Here is a 17,707-nt window from a genome sequence, read left to right as displayed (position 1 = left end):
GGAAAAAGTAGGCGGTTGTCCTACTTGTCCACTGATGACACTGTTTTTGGCGTTGTGTGGAACGGGCAGTTCCGAACCGTTCCGGTCTCCTGCTCGGGTCGGCGAACGAAGACGTGGAGCCTGGAGCGGGCCTCGCGCCGGGTGGCTCGCCGGCGCTCAGCGATTCCTGTCGCGCCGTCGGGCGGCCAGCCACAGTACGGCCATCACGGCGAGCACACTCACCGTCATGCCGGTGAGCAGACCCAGGATGGTGTCGAGGCTGCCGTCGAGCTTCGTCTCGGCGGCCCGGAACACCGGCACCAGGGTCACCGCCATGAGCACCAGCAGGCCGACGATCAAAGCGTAGAACCACGGACTGAAGAAGACGCTGCGTCCCGGCGTTCGCGGCGGCGAGGCCAGCTCCGCGGCGGGTCCCAGGCTGGCGGCTTTGGGCCGTTTGAAGTATTCGAAGCACACCCACCTGCCGCACGGCTCCCAGCCGTCGGGGGCGAGCAGGTCGAGCACACCTTGGCGCCGGCCGGGCGAGACCAGCTCTCTTCGGTACTCCCATTGCTGAGGGTGCTCGGGGTCTCGGATGCTGACGAACAAACCCTTCGCATCGACCCTGTCGACCTCCCAGCCCTGGGCCCCGTACTCGTTGAGCAGCCTGACGTCGTGGAACACGTCGGCGGTCCAGCTCCAGCTACGGGCGTCCGCGGCGGGCGGAGGCGGGGGGACGGCCAGCTCACGGGCCAGGTCGGCCACCGGGCCGAACTCCTCCTCGGGGTCGCCGCTACTGCTCTCGGCGAGATAGCCGGCGAGGTCCTCCACCATGGCCCGGATCCGGTCGTCGGGCATCCCCGCCTCGGCCAGAACCGCGGCGAGCTCGTCGAAGTAGTCACCGGTGGTCTTGTCGACAGGGCCGTTCATCGAAGCCTTCCTTCCGGGACGCTCGTCTCGGTGTGGCCCTTGGCCAGTACGGCGCGTACCGACTCGTCGAAGTTCAGCCAGAGCCCGCTCTGCTCGGCGAGCGTCTGCCTGCCCCGGTCGGTGAGCCGGTAGTAGCGGCGGCCGGGCCCGCGCTCGGTCACCCGGAACTCGGCGGTGACCAGTCCCGCCTCCTCCAGCCGGTTGAGCACCGGGTAGAGCGTGCCACCCTTGATCTGACCAAGGCCGGATTCGGCGAGGTCTTTGGCGATCTCGTAGCCGTAGTTCTCGCCGGCCGTCAGGCTGGCGAGAACCAGCAGGTCGAGCACACCCTTGAGCCAGCTCGCGCGTCGGTCGCTCGTCATGGTAGCGATCCTACCTAGCCTGTGTGCCCGACTACCTCACGTCGCGGCTGCGGGGTGAACACCAGGCCGCGAAGGTCGATCAGCACGTGCAGCAGGATCGGCATGAGGAGGCTGCCGGTCCTCAGGTAGACCCAGGTCAGGCCGAAGCCGACCAGGGCGACCGCGAGCATGCCGCGCCAGCCCTGGTAGAGGTGACCGGCGACGAACACCGCCAACGCGCAGCAGGCCGCGACCTCCTTGCTCAGGCCGAGCGCGCCCGTGCCGATCGCGATGAGCAGACCCCGATAGATGATCTCCTCGGTGACGCCGGCGGTCACCGACAGGCCCGCGGCGTACCAGCGCTCGACCGGGGTGCGCGGCAGCAGGTGGTTGAAGGACCGCTGGTCGGGGACGGGCCTGCTCCGGGCGGCCAGCCACCTGAGGACGAGCAGGGCGACCGCGGCGCCGACCAGGACGCTGGCGATCGTGCCGAGGGTCTCGTCCAGTGGCTCCGTGAGCACCAGGCCGATGTCCGCGGCGTCGAGGTTCGGCTCCACGGCGACGATGAGCAGCGCCACGGCGGCCAGTGCCCACAGCTCGGCGCTCCAGAGCGTGAACATCCGGCGGTAGGCCGTGGGGTCCTGGTCGCGGGTGCGGGCCAGCCTGTCGTAGGAGTGCTTGCCGAGCAGGGGGGTGGCGACGGCGAGGTAGCCGACGAGGACGACCGTCAGGACAAGCGTCAGAGGGGATGACAAGGGGGATCTCCTTAAGTGCTCTGCTACTTAAACCGTAGAGCAACCTAGTTAGGAATACAACCTAGATTGCGGTGAGGAGTCCGCAAGGGCTGGAAGCGGAGCCGGACGGTGAGGTCATCGACCGATTCGCAGGGAACCCGCCGCACCTCGGCGAGCGGGGTGGATGCGCCTTCGGGGGATCTTTCTCGCCTCCGCGAGTCGCGACCCGCTCGCGACCGGCCAGGGAAAGCGCGAAGCGGTATACGCGCTGATGTACGCGACAGGACGAGGAGGAGGGCGAAGTGGCATAGGCGTTGATGTCCACGGGGCGCCCGGGACGGTCCCGATCAACCGCGCGCTACTTGAGAAGTATGTGGAGATCTTCAGGCGCCGGGCGTCAACGAGTTCGCTCTTTTCGACCATGCGCGATAGACAGGTCTAGCGTGTTTGTCCTGAAGATGTCCGCCCAGATCCATCAGGGGACCGGGGTAGGCGCTTTTCTTGGCGGCCGGTCAGCCTGGCAGGCTCAGCGTGGAGAACATGTCGAACCGGACCGTGCGCGTGGTCTCTTCGATCCAGAACTGGCAGAACACCATCTGCTCCTCATGCCACGTATCTGGTATGCGGCTGCGCCACAGGTTGGGAAAACCCTCCACCCGAGCAGCCCCCTGATATGGATCCGTGTGGCGATCCAACGCCCAGTCCACGACCGCTCTGAGGACCTCCTTGCGAGCTGCGGACGCGGGCTCGTTCAGCTCCCAGATATCCAGAGCATTACGCAAATTGACCAGTTTGTAGGGGGCGGAGTCAGGCACGGGCCGCCAGCCACGCGCGGATGTCCTCCGGGCTGTCCGGGGCGGCCGGTTCGGCTCGCCGCTGTTCGATGCCATCCAGCATGCGGGCGAACTCGGCGTGATCAGGCTGCGGCTCGTCTTCGTCGTCGTCAACCTGGTTGGCGAAGAACTCTTGCAACCACTCCAGCTCTATTCGGGCTTTTCCTCCTGGGGGCCGACCGCGGTCGGCACGCTGCCAGGGGGCTTCGGAATGGGTGAGATTTTCCAGGTCCGTCGCGGTTAAGCCGCCGTACCTGCTGAGGACGTAGCCGATGGTGTTCAACTCGGCTTCCGTCAGCTCGGGAGGCTCTTCGATGAGGGCGCCGTACTTCTCGTCTCCCCAGACCTGTCCGACGACTGGCCCCATGTCCCATGCGGAGATCGACTCTCGGAACAGAGGCTGGCCGAAGGCAGCGAGGTGGTGCCCTTGCGCGTAATAGAGCAGCTTGTGGAGCTTTTTGACGCCCATGCCGGGTTGCCGCTGACGGAAGGCGGCGGCGATGGCGTGGGCCGAGAGGGGCATGGGGTCAGGATATGGTTCATGCCCGGTGGGGTGAGGGTTTTTGGTCATTCTTCGATCCCGAACATGTGTTCCATCATGGCTGATGGGTGTGACAGTTCCCCGCCCGAGGTCCGGTCAACCCCCGTCGCCCGTAAACATCGCAGTACCCCATAAGCCCGGATCCTCGACGGGTTCGAGGACTTCAATCGCTGGGCCTGGCTTCCGGACTCACTGGCCTACCCGCGAACTGGTCCTCTGGTGGATCAATGCGACCTCAGGGGATGGTTCTCCAGCCGACCAGTCACTCGGCCGCCGCTCCCCGACGATGTCGTGTCAACAGGCTGCGAAGGTCAGCCGAAAGCGGTGTCGATATCGTCGGCCAAGGCCTGGGCCGAGACGGCGACGAGCATCAGTGCGGGGGCGGCGGCGTCCTTCGGCACCCCGTACCAGAATCCGCTCCATGGTCCGAACCAGATCAGCCAGTCGGTGTAACGAGCGTTCATCTCGGCCTGGGTGGCGGCAACGGATGTCTGGGGAACCAGGGGAGAGCCGTCCATGAACTGTTGAGAGGCGGGGGTGCGCCAGTCCAGTTCGGCCCAGACCACCCTGCCCGTTTGGTCGCCGTCGACGCCCTGCCGAACCGCCAGTGCGGCCACCAGTGCCAGCCCGCGGCCGCCGGAGGCGTTCTCGTCCCGGCAGCGCACTACGGGGTTGGTGAGAGCGCCGCCGTCTAGGACCGAGATTCTCGCTCTGAACCTGTCTTTGCCGAGGGGAAGCTGCGTCACCTCGACGACGAAGGCTCCACCACGTCCGCTGGCCGTATGGCAGATCGCGTTCGACGTCAGTTCCGAGGTGATCAGGATCAGGTCGTCCAGTAGAGGGCTGGACGCCAGCAGCGTCTTAACGAAGTGTCGGGCTTCACCGATCTGCTCCTGAGCACCCGGGAAGGCCCTACGCCAACGCATTGCCGTACTCCTTCGCGCGACACCCGGAAGGGTGCGACGGACAATGCTTTTGTGGAACCGAGCGCCTGTTCTGGCCTTTGATCATTTTTGCTCCAGATTACGTACTAGTTGTACGAATTCTCGAAGCCAACCCCTCGCTTGTAACTCTCTGAGGTCAAGCGGACTCGCAGGGTGGCATTCCCTTACGATGGCCTCCCGCCTCAGAGCAGGCAAGTCGTTTCCGAGAAAATTTTCTCGTAAAAACCAACCTGATGGAGGGGGGTGGATGCGGCACACTGTGTCGCGTGAGATTGACGGAGGGTTGTCGTGGCCGGTGAGCCTCTACCGCCGACGCCGACGGTGCGACTACGCCGCCTGGGTGCGGCTTTGCGCCGCTTGCGGGAAGCGGCGAATCTAACGTTGGAGGAGGCCGGCGCTCAGCTGGAACGCAGTCTGTCCTCGCTTAGCAAGATCGAGAATGGTCGCGTACGCATCCCACCCCGTGATCTGCGGGCCATCCTTGACTTCTATGGAGTCAATGAGGAGCGGGCCAGAGAGGCGTTGCTTCTCCTGTCACGGGATGCCCGTAAACGCGGCTGGTGGCAGCGCTATGGCGATGTGCTGTCGCCCTCCTACCTCGACTTCATCAGTCTGGAAGCGGACGCCGCCGAGATCTGCACCTTCGAGACCGGCCTGGTCCCCGGGCTGCTGCAAACCCAGGACTACGCCAGGGCGGTCATCGCGGCGGTCCCCGACAGCGGTGGCGTCGCTCGCGACGTCGATCAGCTCCTGGCGGTGCGTATGGCCCGTCAGGAAGTTCTCCGTCGTGAACATCCCCTCACCCTCTGGGCGATCGTGGATGAGGCATTACTGCACCGTCATATCGGCGGACGAGAGGTGATGCGCTCTCAGTTGCGGCATCTGCTCCAGGTTGGCGAAAGCAACCATGTCACTTTGCAGGTCCTGCCCTACACCGTGGGTGCCCATGCCGGTATCAATGGCCCGTTCACCATCCTGGAGTTCCCGGAGATCGCGGACTTGGACGTCGTGCTCCTGGAGAGTCAGACCAGCGGGTTGTATTTGGAACAAGCGGAAGAAGTCCGCCGCTATAGGACTATTTTCAACCATTTACGTGCTTCGGCGAAGTCCGCAGCGGCTTCCCGGGGGATGATTGAGGACATAGCCAAGCAGCTATGACGACAGGAGATGGCAGCGGCGTGTCCCGATCAGATCTGTCCAATGTCAACTGGCGCAAGAGCAGTCTCAGCGGTAGCGACCACAACTGTGTGGAGGTCGCCTTCCTGAGCGGTGGTGCTGTGGCCGTCCGTAACTCCAACCATCCCGATGCCGGAACAGCGGTGTTCACCCCCGCCGTGTGGACGGCCTTCATCGATCGCGTCAAGAGTCACGAGTTCGACTCTTAACCAAGAGGTACGGGCCTGTTCGATCGAAGACCAGGACCTTCGGCTCCGGCAACCTCCTTCACCACTCTCACCCCATCGTTGTCTGATGCACTGGCCTGAACGTCCACTGGGGCCGTATCGACTACCCAGAGGTTCCGGCTGCTTCCGCTGAAAGGGGCGGCGAGAAATGAGGGAAGGGTGGGGTGCCCGTCGGGCAAGAAGGGGTGTCTTGTCCTTCTGGCAAGGGAGCCCCTTGCATGATCGCTGTTTCTGATCCGGCCTCGCTGGTCGACCGGGAGCGGTTCGCCGCCGTCTTCGACGCCCACTACGAGGAGATTCGCCGCTACATCGGGCGGCGGCTCGGCCTCGATGTCGCCGAGGATCTGGCCGCCGAGACGTTCCTGATCGCCTTCCGTCGGCGCGACCGGTTCGATGCCGCCAGGGGCGAAGTCCGGCTCTGGCTGTACGGCATCGCCACCAACCTGATCGGCCGTCACCGCCGGGCCGAGATCCGCCGCTATCGGGCGCTGGCCAGGACCGGACCGCCTCCCGACGACGACGGCCACGATCAACGGGTTGCCGAGCGGGTGACGGCGGGGGTCACGGTCGGTCGGTTGTCAGGGGCGTTGGCACGGCTGTCCAAGGGCGAGCGCGACGTGGTGCTGCTGATCGCGTACGGAGGGCTGACCTACGAGGAGATCGCCGAGGCGCTCGGGGTCGCCTACGGCACGGTGGCCTCCCGGCTCAGCCGGGCGAGGACCAAACTGCGCGACGCGCTGGGAGTGGAGGTCTGTTGAACGAGTTCCGGTTCATTGACGATGTGATGCCCGACGTCCCGCTCGCCGATCCGGCGAGAGTCGCCGAGACCAGGGCCAGAGCGCTGAACGACGCGAGGCTCTCACAACAACGGTTCGCAGGACGGCCCCGTAGCCGTTTCGGATGGGCGGTCGCGGCCGTTGCCACGGCAACGGTGGTCGCGTTCGTGGTAACCGTGCCCCGCCTGGGGCCGGACGCCGCACCTCAGGCGGGAGGGCCGGGAGAGGTGCTGGAGGCGGTGGCCGACCGGGCGGCGGCGAGACCGAAGTCTGTCGAGAGCCTGTACTGGCGGGCGACCACCCAGTTGTTCCTGCGGGTGCGGGTCAACGGCTACGTCGTCGACGACTGGGGCCGGCAGACGCTCTGGTACAGCCCTACTCTGCCCACGGTGCGCGAATGGACCAGGCTCGGTACGGTGCCGTCCACGGCGAAGGATCGTGCCGCGTGGGAGCGGGCCGGTTCGCCGGAGCTTTGCGCGTCGCACCGCGACTGTGACGTCAACCTTCCACCGATCGACCGGACCCTTGTCATGCCGGATTCCTCGAATCGGCCGGCACGTCCCCTGCGGGTCTTCAACGTGCCCATGGACGTGAAGGAGGTCATGGAACTGCCGGAGAAGCCGGAAGATCTCAGAGCCAGGCTTCTCATGTACTGGCCCGCGTACAGCAAGGCGAAGCCGAAAGGGCCTGATGAGACAGTGGACGACTGGCTCTGGTCACTGGGCTCCTCCCTCCTGTGGGACGCGCCCATCTCGCCGGGTACGGGCGCGGCCGTCTACCGGATGCTGGCGGCTCTCCCCGGTGCCCGGATCATCGACACGGCCCAGGGACCCTACGGGCGTGTGGCGATCGCACTGGCACGCAAATCCTCGTTCGAGGGTACAGAGAGCCGAATTTTGATCGACCCCTCCACCGGCGACCCGCTCGGCCTCCGCAAAGTATTGGTGACGGCCAGGGACGGCATGTCATCCGGCACTGTGATCACAACAATTACCGTTGGAAAGTCCGGTTGGACCGACACGTCGCCTCACGTACCCGAAGGCTGCACGTCGGACGACGTCGAGAAGTGCGTTCGCTGACGATCGCGGGAGGCGCTCTGACAGCTGGTCAGTGCCGTAGGGCGCGGCGGATCAGCCAGGTGAGCAGGATGAGGGCCGCCAGGGCGGCGACCAGGGGGCCGATGCGTTTGAGCAGGGGCATGCCCGCCACCTCCAGGAGGTTCAGGGCCTCCTCCTCCGGGCTGAGCGAGGTGCGCGAGGTGCCCGCCGGGTGGCTCTGGCGGGACTCGGCCTCCTCGTTGACGGAGAGGCCGGGCGGTGTGGGCACCGCGCTGAGGTGACGCCCCGGGGTGGCCGGGCCGCCGGGGGCGTTCAGCCCTTCCGGGCCGCCGGGACCGCCCAGTCCGGACGCCGCCGCGCTCGCTTCCGGGCCGCCGGGGCCTTCCGCGCCGTGGCCCGTGGAGCCCGCGGGGCCGGGGAACGCCGAGCCGGTGGTGCCGGGGCTCTCGGCGTCGGGGGCCGTCGAGCCTGCGGGGCCGGTGAACTCGTCCGAGCCGGTTGGGTTTTCCGAGTCGGCAGGGCGTGCGGGGCCGGGGCCCCAGGTCTCCGAGATCGCTGGGACGTCGTCGACCGGCCCCGGCTTCCGGGGCGCGCTCCAACCGCCCACGCCGGCCGTCCCCGAGGGCGTCTCCGAGGCCGTTTCCACACCGGGACCCTCGCCCAGCAGGCGGGAGAGGTTGGCCTCGAACTTGTCGATCAGCTTCCCGCCCACCTCGGTCAGCACGCCCCGGCCCGCCTGGGCCGGGCGGCCGGTCACGTCGAAGGAGGTGTCGACGGTGACCCGGGTGTCGCGACCCTGGGGGTGCAGGCGCGCGACGACCGTGGCGCCGGCCGTGCCCGGGCCTTTGGCCTCCTTGCCGGAGGCCCTGATGGTCATGGTGTGGGTGTCCTCGTCCACCTTCTCGAAGGCGACGTCGCCCTGGTACGTCACCGTGATCGGCCCGATCTTCATCTTCATCCGGCCGGTGTAGGAGTCGCCCTCGGCCCTGTCCACGGCGGCACCCGGCAGGCAGGGCGCGATCCGCTCGACGTCGAGCAGCACCGGCCACGCCTGCTCGACAGGCAGGGGAACCGTGAACTCGTGCTCGAACCGCATCGCCATCGCTCCGCTCCTTGCCGGTCGGCCGCTGTCGCGACATTACGACTACACGGGGGCGTATCGCCAGTATGCCGCCCTGGAATCCCTTTTGGCACTCACGGCGGCCCGTGTCCACGCTCCAGATTCGTCTCCTCTCCTTCCTACTGCCCTCGTTGGCGAGGGCGATGCGTCCAGCCGCGCGGTCAGACCGGCGGGTTGTGGCGGGAGTACTCGGTGAACCTCCAGCGGAGCGGGCTGGCTTCCCGCACGCGAACGACCCGGTCCACCTCGAACCTGACCAGTCGCTCCGCGCCCGGGACGCCCCCCGCATCCCAGTCGATGTGGGCACGCCCGGTCAGGTGCAGGGCGTCGCCGCCCTCCCAGTCGAGAAAGAGCAGGCCGCAGTCATCGTTCAACTCCAGGTTCCCCAACGTCATGTACATGGAGTTGCCGACGTACTCCGGCCAGACCAGCCGCCGGTCGTCCACCACCCGGACGAACCCGGGGTTGCCGCCCCGATGTGACAGGTCGGTGCCGAGGCCGGGGGCGGTGGTGGCGACGAAGAACGTGTCGGCGCCCTCGATCCAGGCCCGGTCGTCGTCGCCGAACGCCGTCGCGGAGGAGAAACCGGAGGGGGCGGCGTCGGGAGAAGCGGAGGCCCCTTCATGGAGATCGGGTGAGCCGGGAGTTTCCGGGGAGTCTCCGTGGGGATCGGTGGAGCCGGGAGGTTGGGAGGTGGGTCCCGCCGGCTCCGTGACGATCTCTCGCGCCTGGATGTACTTGGGACAGTTGGCGTACGTCTGCTCGGTACGGACGATCAGCCGATCGCCCTCCCGCGAGACCGTGCCGTTGATCCGCATCCTGCGTCTGCTCCGCGGCTCGATCGCGAGCATCCCGATCTGGCCCCCGTCCAGCCCGGTCAGCGGGTCGTGCTCGCCGGGCACCGCGTCGATCACGACCGTCCGCTCGTCCACCGCCTCCGCGAACCCCTCGGGCCCGGTCAGGACGGACGCCCACAGGAGCCCGTCCCGTCCCGTCGCCCCGATCAGCAGCATCCGCTGTCGCCCCAGGAACTCGGCCGCCACCGTCGGGATCTCCGGCCGGGTCCTGGCCGAGCCCAGCGCCACCGCGCGGACCCCGGCCCTTCGCTGGACCGCGAGCTCCCCGGCGTGTTCCACGGGCATTTAGAAGAAGCCGCAGGTAGGAGCGGCGGCCACCGGTACGGGAGAGCCTTCGACGCCCGTGGGCGTGTAGATCTCCAGCCGGATCCCGTCGGGGTCCTCGAAGAACACGCCGCCCGAGGACGCGCCCTCGCCGTGCGCCACCACGCCGTCGTGGTGGAGCGTGGCGCCGGCCTCCCTGATCGCGTCCTCGGCCCGGCGGACCGCCTCGATGTCCGGAACCTGGAAGGACAGGTGGTGCAGGCCGGGCAGGCCGGTGGCGAAGCGGCCCTCGCTCTGCTGCCAGAGGGTGAGCATCAGCGTGCCGTCGAGACCGAGGAAGGCGTACCTGCGGTCGGCCTCACCGGACTCGGCGAGGACCTCGAAGCCGAAGATCTTCAGGTAGAAGTCCCTGGACCTGTCGAGGTCGGAGACGTTGAGGCCGACATGGCCGGTCTGGAAGGTCATCTGATCTCTCCCGTCAGGTTTTCTAACGGATCAGTCCGTTAGTTTGGCTGCAGGACGAATCTAATGCATAGCTGCCGTTTTTCCCATTATAAATTTGTGGCGTAAGTCACAACAAGGGGGACCTCGATGTGAGATCGCGTCGGCGGGTGTGGGGCCGGCGTGGGCGTCGCGGGTGCGGCCCGCCCCGGGCACGGACACGATGTGGGCCCACGTCGTTCCGTGGCCGAGGTTCCGGTGCCGGCCGCGCCACCTCGCACCCGTGCACGGGGAGAGAGGAGCAGTCGTGATGACGGCTCACGTGTCACTCGTGAGGGAATCCGTGGAGAGGTCAGCCGTCGCGGTGCTGGTGGTAGTGGCGGGCCGCGCGGGCACGGTTGCCGCAGCCGACCGAGCACCACTCCTGCCTGGCGTGGTCCTTGAGAAAGTAGAGCACGCAGCGCGGCGCGGGGCAGGTGCGGAGCCGCTCCCGCTGAGGCCCGGCGAGCAGCTCGATCGCCGACGTCGCGAGGGCCGCCCGGATCCGCTCCGACTCCGTGACCCCGTCGCCGTGGACGCTGCGTGCCCGGGGAACGCCCTCGGTGGGCCACTCCAGCCGTGCGGCGAGCGGCACGGCGAGAGCCGCGGTGTTGACCAGGTCGAGCGACTCGGCGAAACCGGGAAGCCGGTGCGCGTCCGCGCCGCTCGCGGCGCCCGGTTTCACCGCCCTGGCGAAGAGCGCCCGTACGGCCTGCCGCAGCTCCACCACCTCGATCCGCAGCTGCTCCGAGGCGACGAAGTCCGAGTCGATCCCCAGCTCGGCGGCGTGCGCCCGGCCCCACGCGGTCATGCCCTCCACATCGGCGAGCGCGTCCGTGAGGCCGGCCCGTGTCGCGCGGACGGTGCTGACGAACTCCAGGGCGGACATGCTCCGACTCTAATGCCTGATCTGGCCTTTCACCGTTAGGTCCTGTTCGGGGTTCGGATCTTCGGCCAGGTCGGCCGCGGCCCCGCGCGCCGGTCAGGGTGGGTACGCCTGCTGCGGCGGCTCTGGAGCGCCCGCCGCCGGGTGAAACGCCGGCCTTCTAGCGCCGGACGGACTTGACCAGGATGGTGACCAGGCCCGCGAAGCCCAGGCCGCTCACCAGGATCGTGAGCATGACCAGTGGCGAGACGGACGGCTCGCTGATGAAGACGATCCCGGCCGCGATGAAGACCACGCCGCTGAGCAGGGCCATCCAGTCGGTGCGGTGTACGCGACGCTGCTTGGCCCTGTCGATGTCAGGCCGCACGGCGCACCTCCACGTCCCCGATGCCGGCCTTCACGTTCAGCACGATGGTCGCCACGTCGCCCTTGGGAGGCACCTCGGGCTCCAGGATCTTGTTGTGCTCGATGTCGGCCCCTCCCTCCACCGCATGGTCGATCTTGATGTCACCGAACCTGGTGGAGCTGTTCACCTCGACTCTGGCCGTCGCGGGCAGGATCACGCTTATCTCGCCGACCGAGATCGAGACGTCCACGATGGTCCGTGAGCCCTGGGGCAGGACCAGGTCGCTCAGGTCGAGTCTGCCCGATCCCACGCCCACCGAGTAGTCGCGGGCCACCTCGGACAGGGTGGCGGGCCGCCAGTCGAAGTCGCCGAACTTCTTCGGCATACCGCCCAGCGTGGGCCCCGCGACCAGGGCGATCGACAGGACCGTCCCGGTCGCGACCAGTCCCGCTCCCCGGCCGAACCAGGTGGCGACCAGCAGGCCGGCGCCGATGACGACGAGTACCGCGCCGCCGACGACCGTCATGTTGACCGATCCCGAGGCGGACTGGATCGCCACGATGACCCCTCCAACGATCATGGCCAGACAGATGGTGATGCTCTCGACGACCGATCTGGGCCGTCGCGGGCCGGGTGGTGCCACCACAGGCCCGCCGTACGCGGCCGGGTCGTAGGGGGAGTAGGGCTGCCGCCTCCGGGGATCCAGAGGCTGGTAGGGGCCGTACGGCGAGAAGGGCGCGCCGGAGGAGTCGAAGGACGGCCTCGTATGGGCGTGGTACGGGTCCTGCGGGGTCTCGCCGGGCGCCTCCTGCGGTGGCATGGCGGGACCGGGGGGCATGCCCGGCGCACGTCCGGTGGGGCTTTCCGGGGTGGAGAGCGGATGGGACGTCGTGGAGCCCGGTCCGGTCTCGGGCGCGTACGGCTCCGTGACCGTCTCGCCACCCGGCCGCGCCGCGGCGTGAGTGGCGTCTCCCACGGTGGTGTCGGCGTGAGCGGTGTTTCCCGCGGTGCTGTCGGTAGGGCCTGCCATCGGAGATCCGGCGTACGCGGTGGGGCCGGTGGCCCAGGGCGTGGCGGCGTGGGCGGCCGGGTCCCGTTCACCGACTCCGGGCGGTCCTGCGGGGGTGGACGGGCCCGGCCACTGGCCGGGCGGGTGCGGGGTGCGGCGCCTGCGCAGCCGATCGGGCAGCGACCTGGCCACGGCCAGCAGGTCGACCCCGCGGGAGTGGGCGGCGAGCAGGGCGATGGCGAACACCGTGCCGACCACGACCGTGCCGGTGCCGATGCCGTCCGAGGAGACGTTGACGATCAGTCCGAGGGCGAACAGGCCGGTGAGCAGGGTCAGGACCGTCTCGCTGTCGAAGTCGCGCCGGGTCCACTGCTCAAGGTAGCCGGGGCCGCCGTCGGTCTCGCGCATCAGCAGGAACGCCGCGAGGTAGAGCATGATGCCGATACCGGAGCCGAGCACCAGGACCGCGAAGCCGACCCGAAGCACCACGGGATCGATCTGGGCGTATCTCCCCAGCCCTGCACAGACGCCCGTGAGCATCCGTCCCTCGTTGCTGCGCTTCAGGCCGTGCTCCTCGAAACGCTCCTCGGAGCGCTTTCCTGAGAGGGAGGAGGCGGACGGCGAGCTCGCCGGACCATGGGCCCGCCCGGTGTCGTTCATATCGTTAATCGTGGCCTTTCCCGGTCTGTGACGCATCCGGGAGACCCCTGAGTCGTCCCGGAGGGGGGATGTCTCTCTCAGGGTCGCTTCAGGGGAACGCCTGATGCAGTGGCAGGCTGGTTCGTGTGACGATGCTGACGATATGGCTGACCGACAGACAGTTCGCGATTCGGCGCCCGTGACACCCGAAGAAGCCCCTTTCCCCCGCCTTGTGCGGCCGGTGGAAGGACGGCTGATCGCAGGGGTGGCTCAGGGCGCCGCCGCCCAGCTCCGGCTCGACCCGGTCGTGCTGCGGCTGACCTTCGTGCTGCTCACCGTCCTGGGCGGGTTCGGCACCCTGGCGTACGCCGCGCTGTGGATGTTCACCCCGCGCGAGCCGCACGAGGGCAGGGAGCCTTCGAGGGACTGGAGCCAGCTCGCCGCGTACGGCGCGATCGGGCTGGCGCTGACGGCCCTGGGCTGGCTCACCGGCGCCTCGGAGACCGGGATCGGGGCCTGGCCGCTCGCCGTGGGCGGCATCGGTTCGCTGATCCTGTGGCAGCAGGCCGACCCCGACCGGCGGCAGCGCTGGATGAACCACACCGTCGGGCAGGTCCGCCAGAACCGGGTCCGCACGTTCCTCGGGCTCGTGCTCGTTGTGGTCGGCGCGATCGGTTTCCTGGTGGCCAACGACGAGCTGGGCGAGGCCCGTCCCGGCATCGTGTTCACCATGGTGGTCGTGGGCGGCGTCGCGCTGATCGCGGCGCCCTGGCTCGCCGCCCTGTGGAAGGAGCTTCAGCGCGAGCGTCGCGAGCGCATCCGGCAGGAGGAACGCGCCGAGGTGGCCGCCCACGTGCACGACTCGGTACTGCACACGCTGACGCTCATCCAGCGCAACGCCCAGGACCCGCGCGAGGTGATGCGGCTCGCCCGCTCCCAGGAGCGGGAGCTGCGCAACTGGCTCTACCAGCCCCAGCAGGACGCCGACGCGTCGGTGGCCGCGGCCGTGCGGCGGGTCGCGGCCGAGGAGGAGGACGCGCACGGGGTGCCGATCGAGGTCGTCTGTGTCGGCGACGGCCCGCTCACCCCCGAACTGTCCGCGATGATGCAGGCCGCGAGGCAGGCCATGGTCAACGCCGCGAAATACTCCGGTGCCGAGGTCGTCTCCGTGTACGCCGAGACGGAGCCGGACGAGGTCACCGTCTTCGTCAGGGACCGGGGGGCCGGGTTCGACATGAGCGAGGTGCCCGAGGATCGTATGGGTATCCGCCAGTCGATCATCGGCAGGATGGAACGCCACGGGGGCAGCGCCCGGGTGCGGACCGAGCCCGGCGAGGGCACGGAAGTGATGCTGACCATGAAGCTGGAGAAGACGTGAGTATCGAGCAAGCCGAAGTCGTGCGGCCGGCCGGAAGGCGGCCCTCGGGACCGCGAGGGGAAGTCCGATGAGCGTGGTGAAGGTCCTGATCGTCGACGACCACCGCCTGTTCCGTTCCGGGGTGCGGGCCGAGCTCGGCGAGTCCATCGAGGTGATCGGGGAGGCCGAGGACGTGGAGTCCGCGGTCAAGGCGATCGCCGCGCTCGGGCCCGACGTGGTCCTTCTCGACGTGCACATGCCCGGTGGCGGAGGCCAGGAGGTGCTGCGCCGGGTCCTCGGCTCCGGTTCCACGGTGCGCTTCCTCGCCCTGTCGGTCTCCGACGCGGCCGAGGACGTGATCGGCGTGATCCGGGGCGGCGCGCGGGGATACGTGACCAAGAACATCAGCGGGCGGGAGCTCACCGACGCCATCCGCAGGGTGGCCGAGGGCGACGCGGTCTTCTCGCCGAGGCTGGCGGGGTTCGTGCTGGACGCGTTCGCCTCCAGCGAGGCCCCGCCGATCGACCCCGAACTCGACTCGCTCACCCAGCGCGAGCGCGAGGTCCTGCGGCTGATCGCCCGGGGGTACGCGTACAAGGAGATCGCCAAGGAGCTGTTCATCTCGGTGAAGACCGTGGAGACCCACGTCTCGTCCGTGCTGCGCAAGCTGCAGCTCTCCAACCGCCACGAGCTGTCCCGCTGGGCCACGGCGCGCCGCCTGGTCTGAACCTTCACCGCCTTCTGTACGAGCAGTTACTTATGTGCGACTCTGCGAAGTATGGGACGCGATGTACCCGCGATGGTGTTCAGCCGCGAGGACCGGCGGCGCTACCGGGACAAGGTTCGCCGATGCCTTGACGTCTTCGCGCAGATGCTGCGCGAGTCCAGGTTCGAGTTCGACAGACCCCGGGCCGGGCTGGAGATCGAACTCAACCTCGTGGACGAGCGCGGCGAGGCCACGATGAAGAACATCGAGGTGCTGGAGGCGATCGCCGAGCCCGACTGGGGGACCGAGCTGGGCCAGTTCAACGTGGAGATCAACGTCCTGCCGGAATCGCTGGAGGGAGACGGCGCGGCCCGGCTGGAGAAGGTGATCAGGGACCGTCTCAACCACGCGGAGGAACGGGCCCGCACCGTCGGCGGGCACATGGTGATGGTCGGCATCCTGCCCACGCTGCGGGAGAGCGACGTACACGAGGGCACCCTGTCGGCCAACCCCCGCTACAAACTCCTCAACGAGCAGATCTTCGCGGCGAGGGGCGAGGACCTGCACCTGTCGATCGAGGGCGACGAGTCCCTGGAGACCTACGCCGACAGCATCACCCCCGAGGCCGCCTGCACGAGCCTGCAACTCCACCTCCAGGTCAGCCCCGAGGCGTTCGCCGCCAACTGGAACGCCGCCCAGGCCATCGCGGGCCCCCAGGTGGCGCTGGCGGCCAACTCGCCGTTCCTGTTCGGCCGCAGACTCTGGCAGGAGACCAGGATCCCGCTGTTCGAGCAGGCCACCGACACCCGCCCGGTTGAGCTGAAGACCCAGGGCGTACGGCCCCGGGTGTGGTTCGGCGAGCGATGGATCACCTCGGTCTTCGATCTCTTCGAGGAGAACGCCCGCTACTTTCCCGCGCTGCTGCCCCTGTGCGACGAGGAGGACCCGCGCGAGGAACTGGCACGCGGGATCACCCCCCAGCTCGGCGAGCTGACCCTGCACAACGGCACCGTCTATCGGTGGAACCGGCCGATCTACGCGGTCGTGGACGGCACCCCGCACCTGCGGGTGGAGAACCGGGTGCTGCCGGCCGGGCCCTCGGTGGCGGACGTCGCCGCCAACGCCGCCTTCTACTACGGGCTCATGCGCGTCCTCCCGTACGCCGAGCGCCCGGTGTGGACGCGCATGTCGTTCGCCGCGGCCGAGGACAACCTGCACGCCGCGGCGCGGCACGGCCTGGACGCCAGGCTTTTCTGGCCGGGGCTCGGCGAGGTGGCCGCGTCCGAGCTGATCCTGCGCCGCCTGCTGCCGCTCGCCCACGAAGGACTCGACCTGTGGGGCGTGGCTCCCGAGTCCAGGGACCGGCTGCTGGGGATCGTCGAGCAGCGCTGCCTGACGGGCACGACCGGGGCGAGCTGGCAGATCGACGCGGTGAACGCGTTCGGCGACCTCGAAAGGCACGAGGCACTGCGCCGGATGACGTTGCGGTACATCGAGAACATGCACACCAACGAGCCCGTCCACGCCTGGCCGCCCCCCTGAACCCCGGTCGTGGCGATTCCGCGCGCGGGGAGCGACACTCCGTCACGATGGATTCATGAAAACGTTCTCTTTTCTCCTGGTGCTCGTGCTCGCGGCCGTCACCGCCTGCGGGAGCGTCGGGGAGGGCACGGAACCGGGGGCCGGTCCCGCCGGTGAGCGGGCCACGCCCAGCGCGCGCGGGGAGACGTTCGAGTCGGACGTCGAGCTGGCCAGGGAGCTCACCGAGGCCTACTGGAAGCAGACCTTCTCCGCGGCGGGGCTGACCTACCGCCCGGTCGCCTCGTTCACCGCCTACCAGGGAGAGAACGGGCCCGACTGCGGCGGGCAGCCCTCGGTGCCGAACAACGCCTTCTACTGCCCGGTGGGGCACTTCATCGCCTACGACGAGAACTGGATGAACGATCTCTACGAGCGGATGGGCGACGGCTCGGTCTACGTGATCATCCCGCACGAGTTCGGCCACGCGGTGCAGGCACAGCTGAACACCGCCTTCCGGTTGAGCATCGAGCAGGAACTCCAGGCCGACTGCTACGCCGGAGGAACCCTGGGAGCGCTGGTCAAGGGCGGCGCGCTGCAGACCGAGCCGGGCGACGAGGACGAACTCCTGCTCAACCTCGCCGCGGCCGGCGATCCCACCGACGACTGGCTGCGTCCGGACGCCCACGGCACGGCGGGGCAGCGCCAGGAGCTGTTCGTCAAGGGCTACAACCAGGGGACGAGCGCCTGCTGAGACGCGCCGGGAGCCGTCGCGCGGGAGCCGAGGGGACCGGAGCCGGGGACCACGTCCACGGTCGCCTCGCGCGGTTTCACGCCTGGACGGCCGGAGTCGCCGCGCGGGAGCCGGAGGAGCCACCGGAGCGGGAGCCGGAGGAGCCACCGGAGTGGAACACCCGCCTGACCACGCCGCGAGGAAAGTACGCCGCGATGAGTACGCATGAATCCGCCGGGAGGTTGATGCCGGG

20 protein-coding genes are annotated in these 17,707 nt (G+C 68.5%); 8 read left to right on the top strand and 12 right to left on the bottom strand.

All coding sequences use genetic code 11. From position 1 onward, the window contains the following. Positions 1–156 precede the first annotated feature (156 nt). The 6 genes from ACIBH4_RS08760 to ACIBH4_RS08735 form a co-directional block, all read right to left on the bottom strand. A complete protein-coding gene (locus tag ACIBH4_RS08760; protein ID WP_362763003.1) occupies positions 157–909 on the bottom strand; it encodes a hypothetical protein in 753 nt (250 codons plus the stop codon). Next, positions 906–1,271, bottom strand: a complete 366-nt coding sequence (locus ACIBH4_RS08755) for a PadR family transcriptional regulator (RefSeq protein ID WP_362763006.1) — start codon at positions 1,269–1,271, stop codon at positions 906–908. The genes ACIBH4_RS08760 and ACIBH4_RS08755 overlap by 4 nt, the downstream gene beginning before the upstream one ends. A gap of 14 nt (positions 1,272–1,285) precedes the next feature. Then, positions 1,286–2,005 (bottom strand): CPBP family intramembrane glutamic endopeptidase, encoded by a 720-nt coding sequence (locus ACIBH4_RS08750; RefSeq protein ID WP_362763009.1) that lies wholly within the window; start codon positions 2,003–2,005, stop codon positions 1,286–1,288. A gap of 491 nt (positions 2,006–2,496) precedes the next feature. Beyond that, the gene (locus ACIBH4_RS08745) at positions 2,497–2,799 is read right to left on the bottom strand and encodes a hypothetical protein (protein ID WP_362502795.1); all 303 of its coding nucleotides are present in this window, start codon (positions 2,797–2,799) and stop codon (positions 2,497–2,499) included. Then, positions 2,792–3,340: a Panacea domain-containing protein gene (locus ACIBH4_RS08740; protein WP_362502792.1), complete on the bottom strand. Its 549-nt coding sequence runs from the start codon at positions 3,338–3,340 to the stop codon at positions 2,792–2,794. The genes ACIBH4_RS08745 and ACIBH4_RS08740 overlap by 8 nt, the downstream gene beginning before the upstream one ends. 329 nt (positions 3,341–3,669) lie before the next feature. Then, positions 3,670–4,284 (bottom strand): ATP-binding protein, encoded by a 615-nt coding sequence (locus ACIBH4_RS08735; RefSeq protein ID WP_362502788.1) that lies wholly within the window; start codon positions 4,282–4,284, stop codon positions 3,670–3,672. A gap of 306 nt (positions 4,285–4,590) precedes the next feature. On the opposite strand from ACIBH4_RS08735, the gene ACIBH4_RS08730 reads away from it, so the two are divergent. From ACIBH4_RS08730 to ACIBH4_RS08715, 4 genes are all read left to right on the top strand, one after another. Further along, entirely contained in the window at positions 4,591–5,460 is an 870-nt protein-coding gene (locus ACIBH4_RS08730) for a helix-turn-helix transcriptional regulator (RefSeq protein ID WP_362502785.1), read from the top strand. Positions 5,461–5,480: 20 nt separating this feature from the next. Continuing rightward, a complete protein-coding gene (locus tag ACIBH4_RS08725; RefSeq protein WP_362502782.1) occupies positions 5,481–5,687 on the top strand; it encodes a DUF397 domain-containing protein in 207 nt (68 codons plus the stop codon). A gap of 236 nt (positions 5,688–5,923) precedes the next feature. Next, positions 5,924–6,463 (top strand): RNA polymerase sigma factor, encoded by a 540-nt coding sequence (locus tag ACIBH4_RS08720; RefSeq protein ID WP_362502779.1) that lies wholly within the window; start codon positions 5,924–5,926, stop codon positions 6,461–6,463. Beyond that, a complete protein-coding gene (locus ACIBH4_RS08715; protein ID WP_362763013.1) occupies positions 6,460–7,560 on the top strand; it encodes a CU044_5270 family protein in 1,101 nt (366 codons plus the stop codon). Before ACIBH4_RS08720 ends, ACIBH4_RS08715 begins: the two co-directional genes overlap by 4 nt. Positions 7,561–7,588: 28 nt before the next feature. On the opposite strand, the gene ACIBH4_RS08710 is transcribed toward ACIBH4_RS08715, so the two are convergent. The 6 genes from ACIBH4_RS08710 to ACIBH4_RS08685 form a co-directional block, all read right to left on the bottom strand. After that, positions 7,589–8,641 carry an SRPBCC domain-containing protein gene (locus ACIBH4_RS08710; protein ID WP_362502773.1) on the bottom strand — a complete coding sequence of 351 codons (1,053 nt, stop codon included), beginning with the start codon at positions 8,639–8,641 and terminating at the stop codon, positions 7,589–7,591. Between the two features lie 179 nt (positions 8,642–8,820). Further along, positions 8,821–9,801 carry a pyridoxamine 5'-phosphate oxidase family protein gene (locus tag ACIBH4_RS08705; RefSeq protein ID WP_362502770.1) on the bottom strand — a complete coding sequence of 327 codons (981 nt, stop codon included), beginning with the start codon at positions 9,799–9,801 and terminating at the stop codon, positions 8,821–8,823. After that, positions 9,802–10,245, bottom strand: coding sequence for a VOC family protein (locus ACIBH4_RS08700; protein ID WP_362502767.1), 444 nt, complete (start codon positions 10,243–10,245; stop codon positions 9,802–9,804). A gap of 328 nt (positions 10,246–10,573) precedes the next feature. After that, the gene (locus ACIBH4_RS08695) at positions 10,574–11,149 is read right to left on the bottom strand and encodes an ABATE domain-containing protein (protein WP_362763016.1); all 576 of its coding nucleotides are present in this window, start codon (positions 11,147–11,149) and stop codon (positions 10,574–10,576) included. Positions 11,150–11,306: 157 nt separating this feature from the next. Then, the gene (locus tag ACIBH4_RS08690) at positions 11,307–11,513 is read right to left on the bottom strand and encodes a hypothetical protein (RefSeq protein ID WP_362502762.1); all 207 of its coding nucleotides are present in this window, start codon (positions 11,511–11,513) and stop codon (positions 11,307–11,309) included. After that, complete coding sequence (locus ACIBH4_RS08685; protein ID WP_362763019.1) at positions 11,503–13,161, bottom strand: PspC domain-containing protein; 1,659 nt, start codon at positions 13,159–13,161, stop codon at positions 11,503–11,505. The genes ACIBH4_RS08690 and ACIBH4_RS08685 overlap by 11 nt, the downstream gene beginning before the upstream one ends. 142 nt (positions 13,162–13,303) lie before the next feature. On the opposite strand from ACIBH4_RS08685, the gene ACIBH4_RS08680 reads away from it, so the two are divergent. The 4 genes from ACIBH4_RS08680 to ACIBH4_RS08665 all read left to right on the top strand — a co-directional run bounded on the left by ACIBH4_RS08680 (position 13,304) and on the right by ACIBH4_RS08665 (position 17,475). Beyond that, positions 13,304–14,518: a PspC domain-containing protein gene (locus ACIBH4_RS08680; RefSeq protein WP_362502756.1), complete on the top strand. Its 1,215-nt coding sequence runs from the start codon at positions 13,304–13,306 to the stop codon at positions 14,516–14,518. A gap of 67 nt (positions 14,519–14,585) precedes the next feature. Then, positions 14,586–15,224, top strand: coding sequence for a response regulator transcription factor (locus ACIBH4_RS08675; RefSeq protein WP_362502753.1), 639 nt, complete (start codon positions 14,586–14,588; stop codon positions 15,222–15,224). A 51-nt stretch (positions 15,225–15,275) separates the two neighbouring features. Continuing rightward, positions 15,276–16,745, top strand: a complete 1,470-nt coding sequence (locus tag ACIBH4_RS08670; protein ID WP_362763022.1) for a glutamate-cysteine ligase family protein — start codon at positions 15,276–15,278, stop codon at positions 16,743–16,745. Between the two features lie 55 nt (positions 16,746–16,800). Beyond that, positions 16,801–17,475 (top strand): neutral zinc metallopeptidase, encoded by a 675-nt coding sequence (locus ACIBH4_RS08665; protein ID WP_362502747.1) that lies wholly within the window; start codon positions 16,801–16,803, stop codon positions 17,473–17,475. Positions 17,476–17,707 lie beyond the last annotated feature (232 nt).

The sequence above is a fragment of the Streptosporangium sp. NPDC050284 genome (assembly GCF_044459525.1).
In the GTDB taxonomy this organism is placed as follows: Bacteria; Actinomycetota; Actinomycetes; order Streptosporangiales; family Streptosporangiaceae; genus Streptosporangium.
This window is presented reverse-complemented; position numbering and strand designations above follow the sequence as displayed.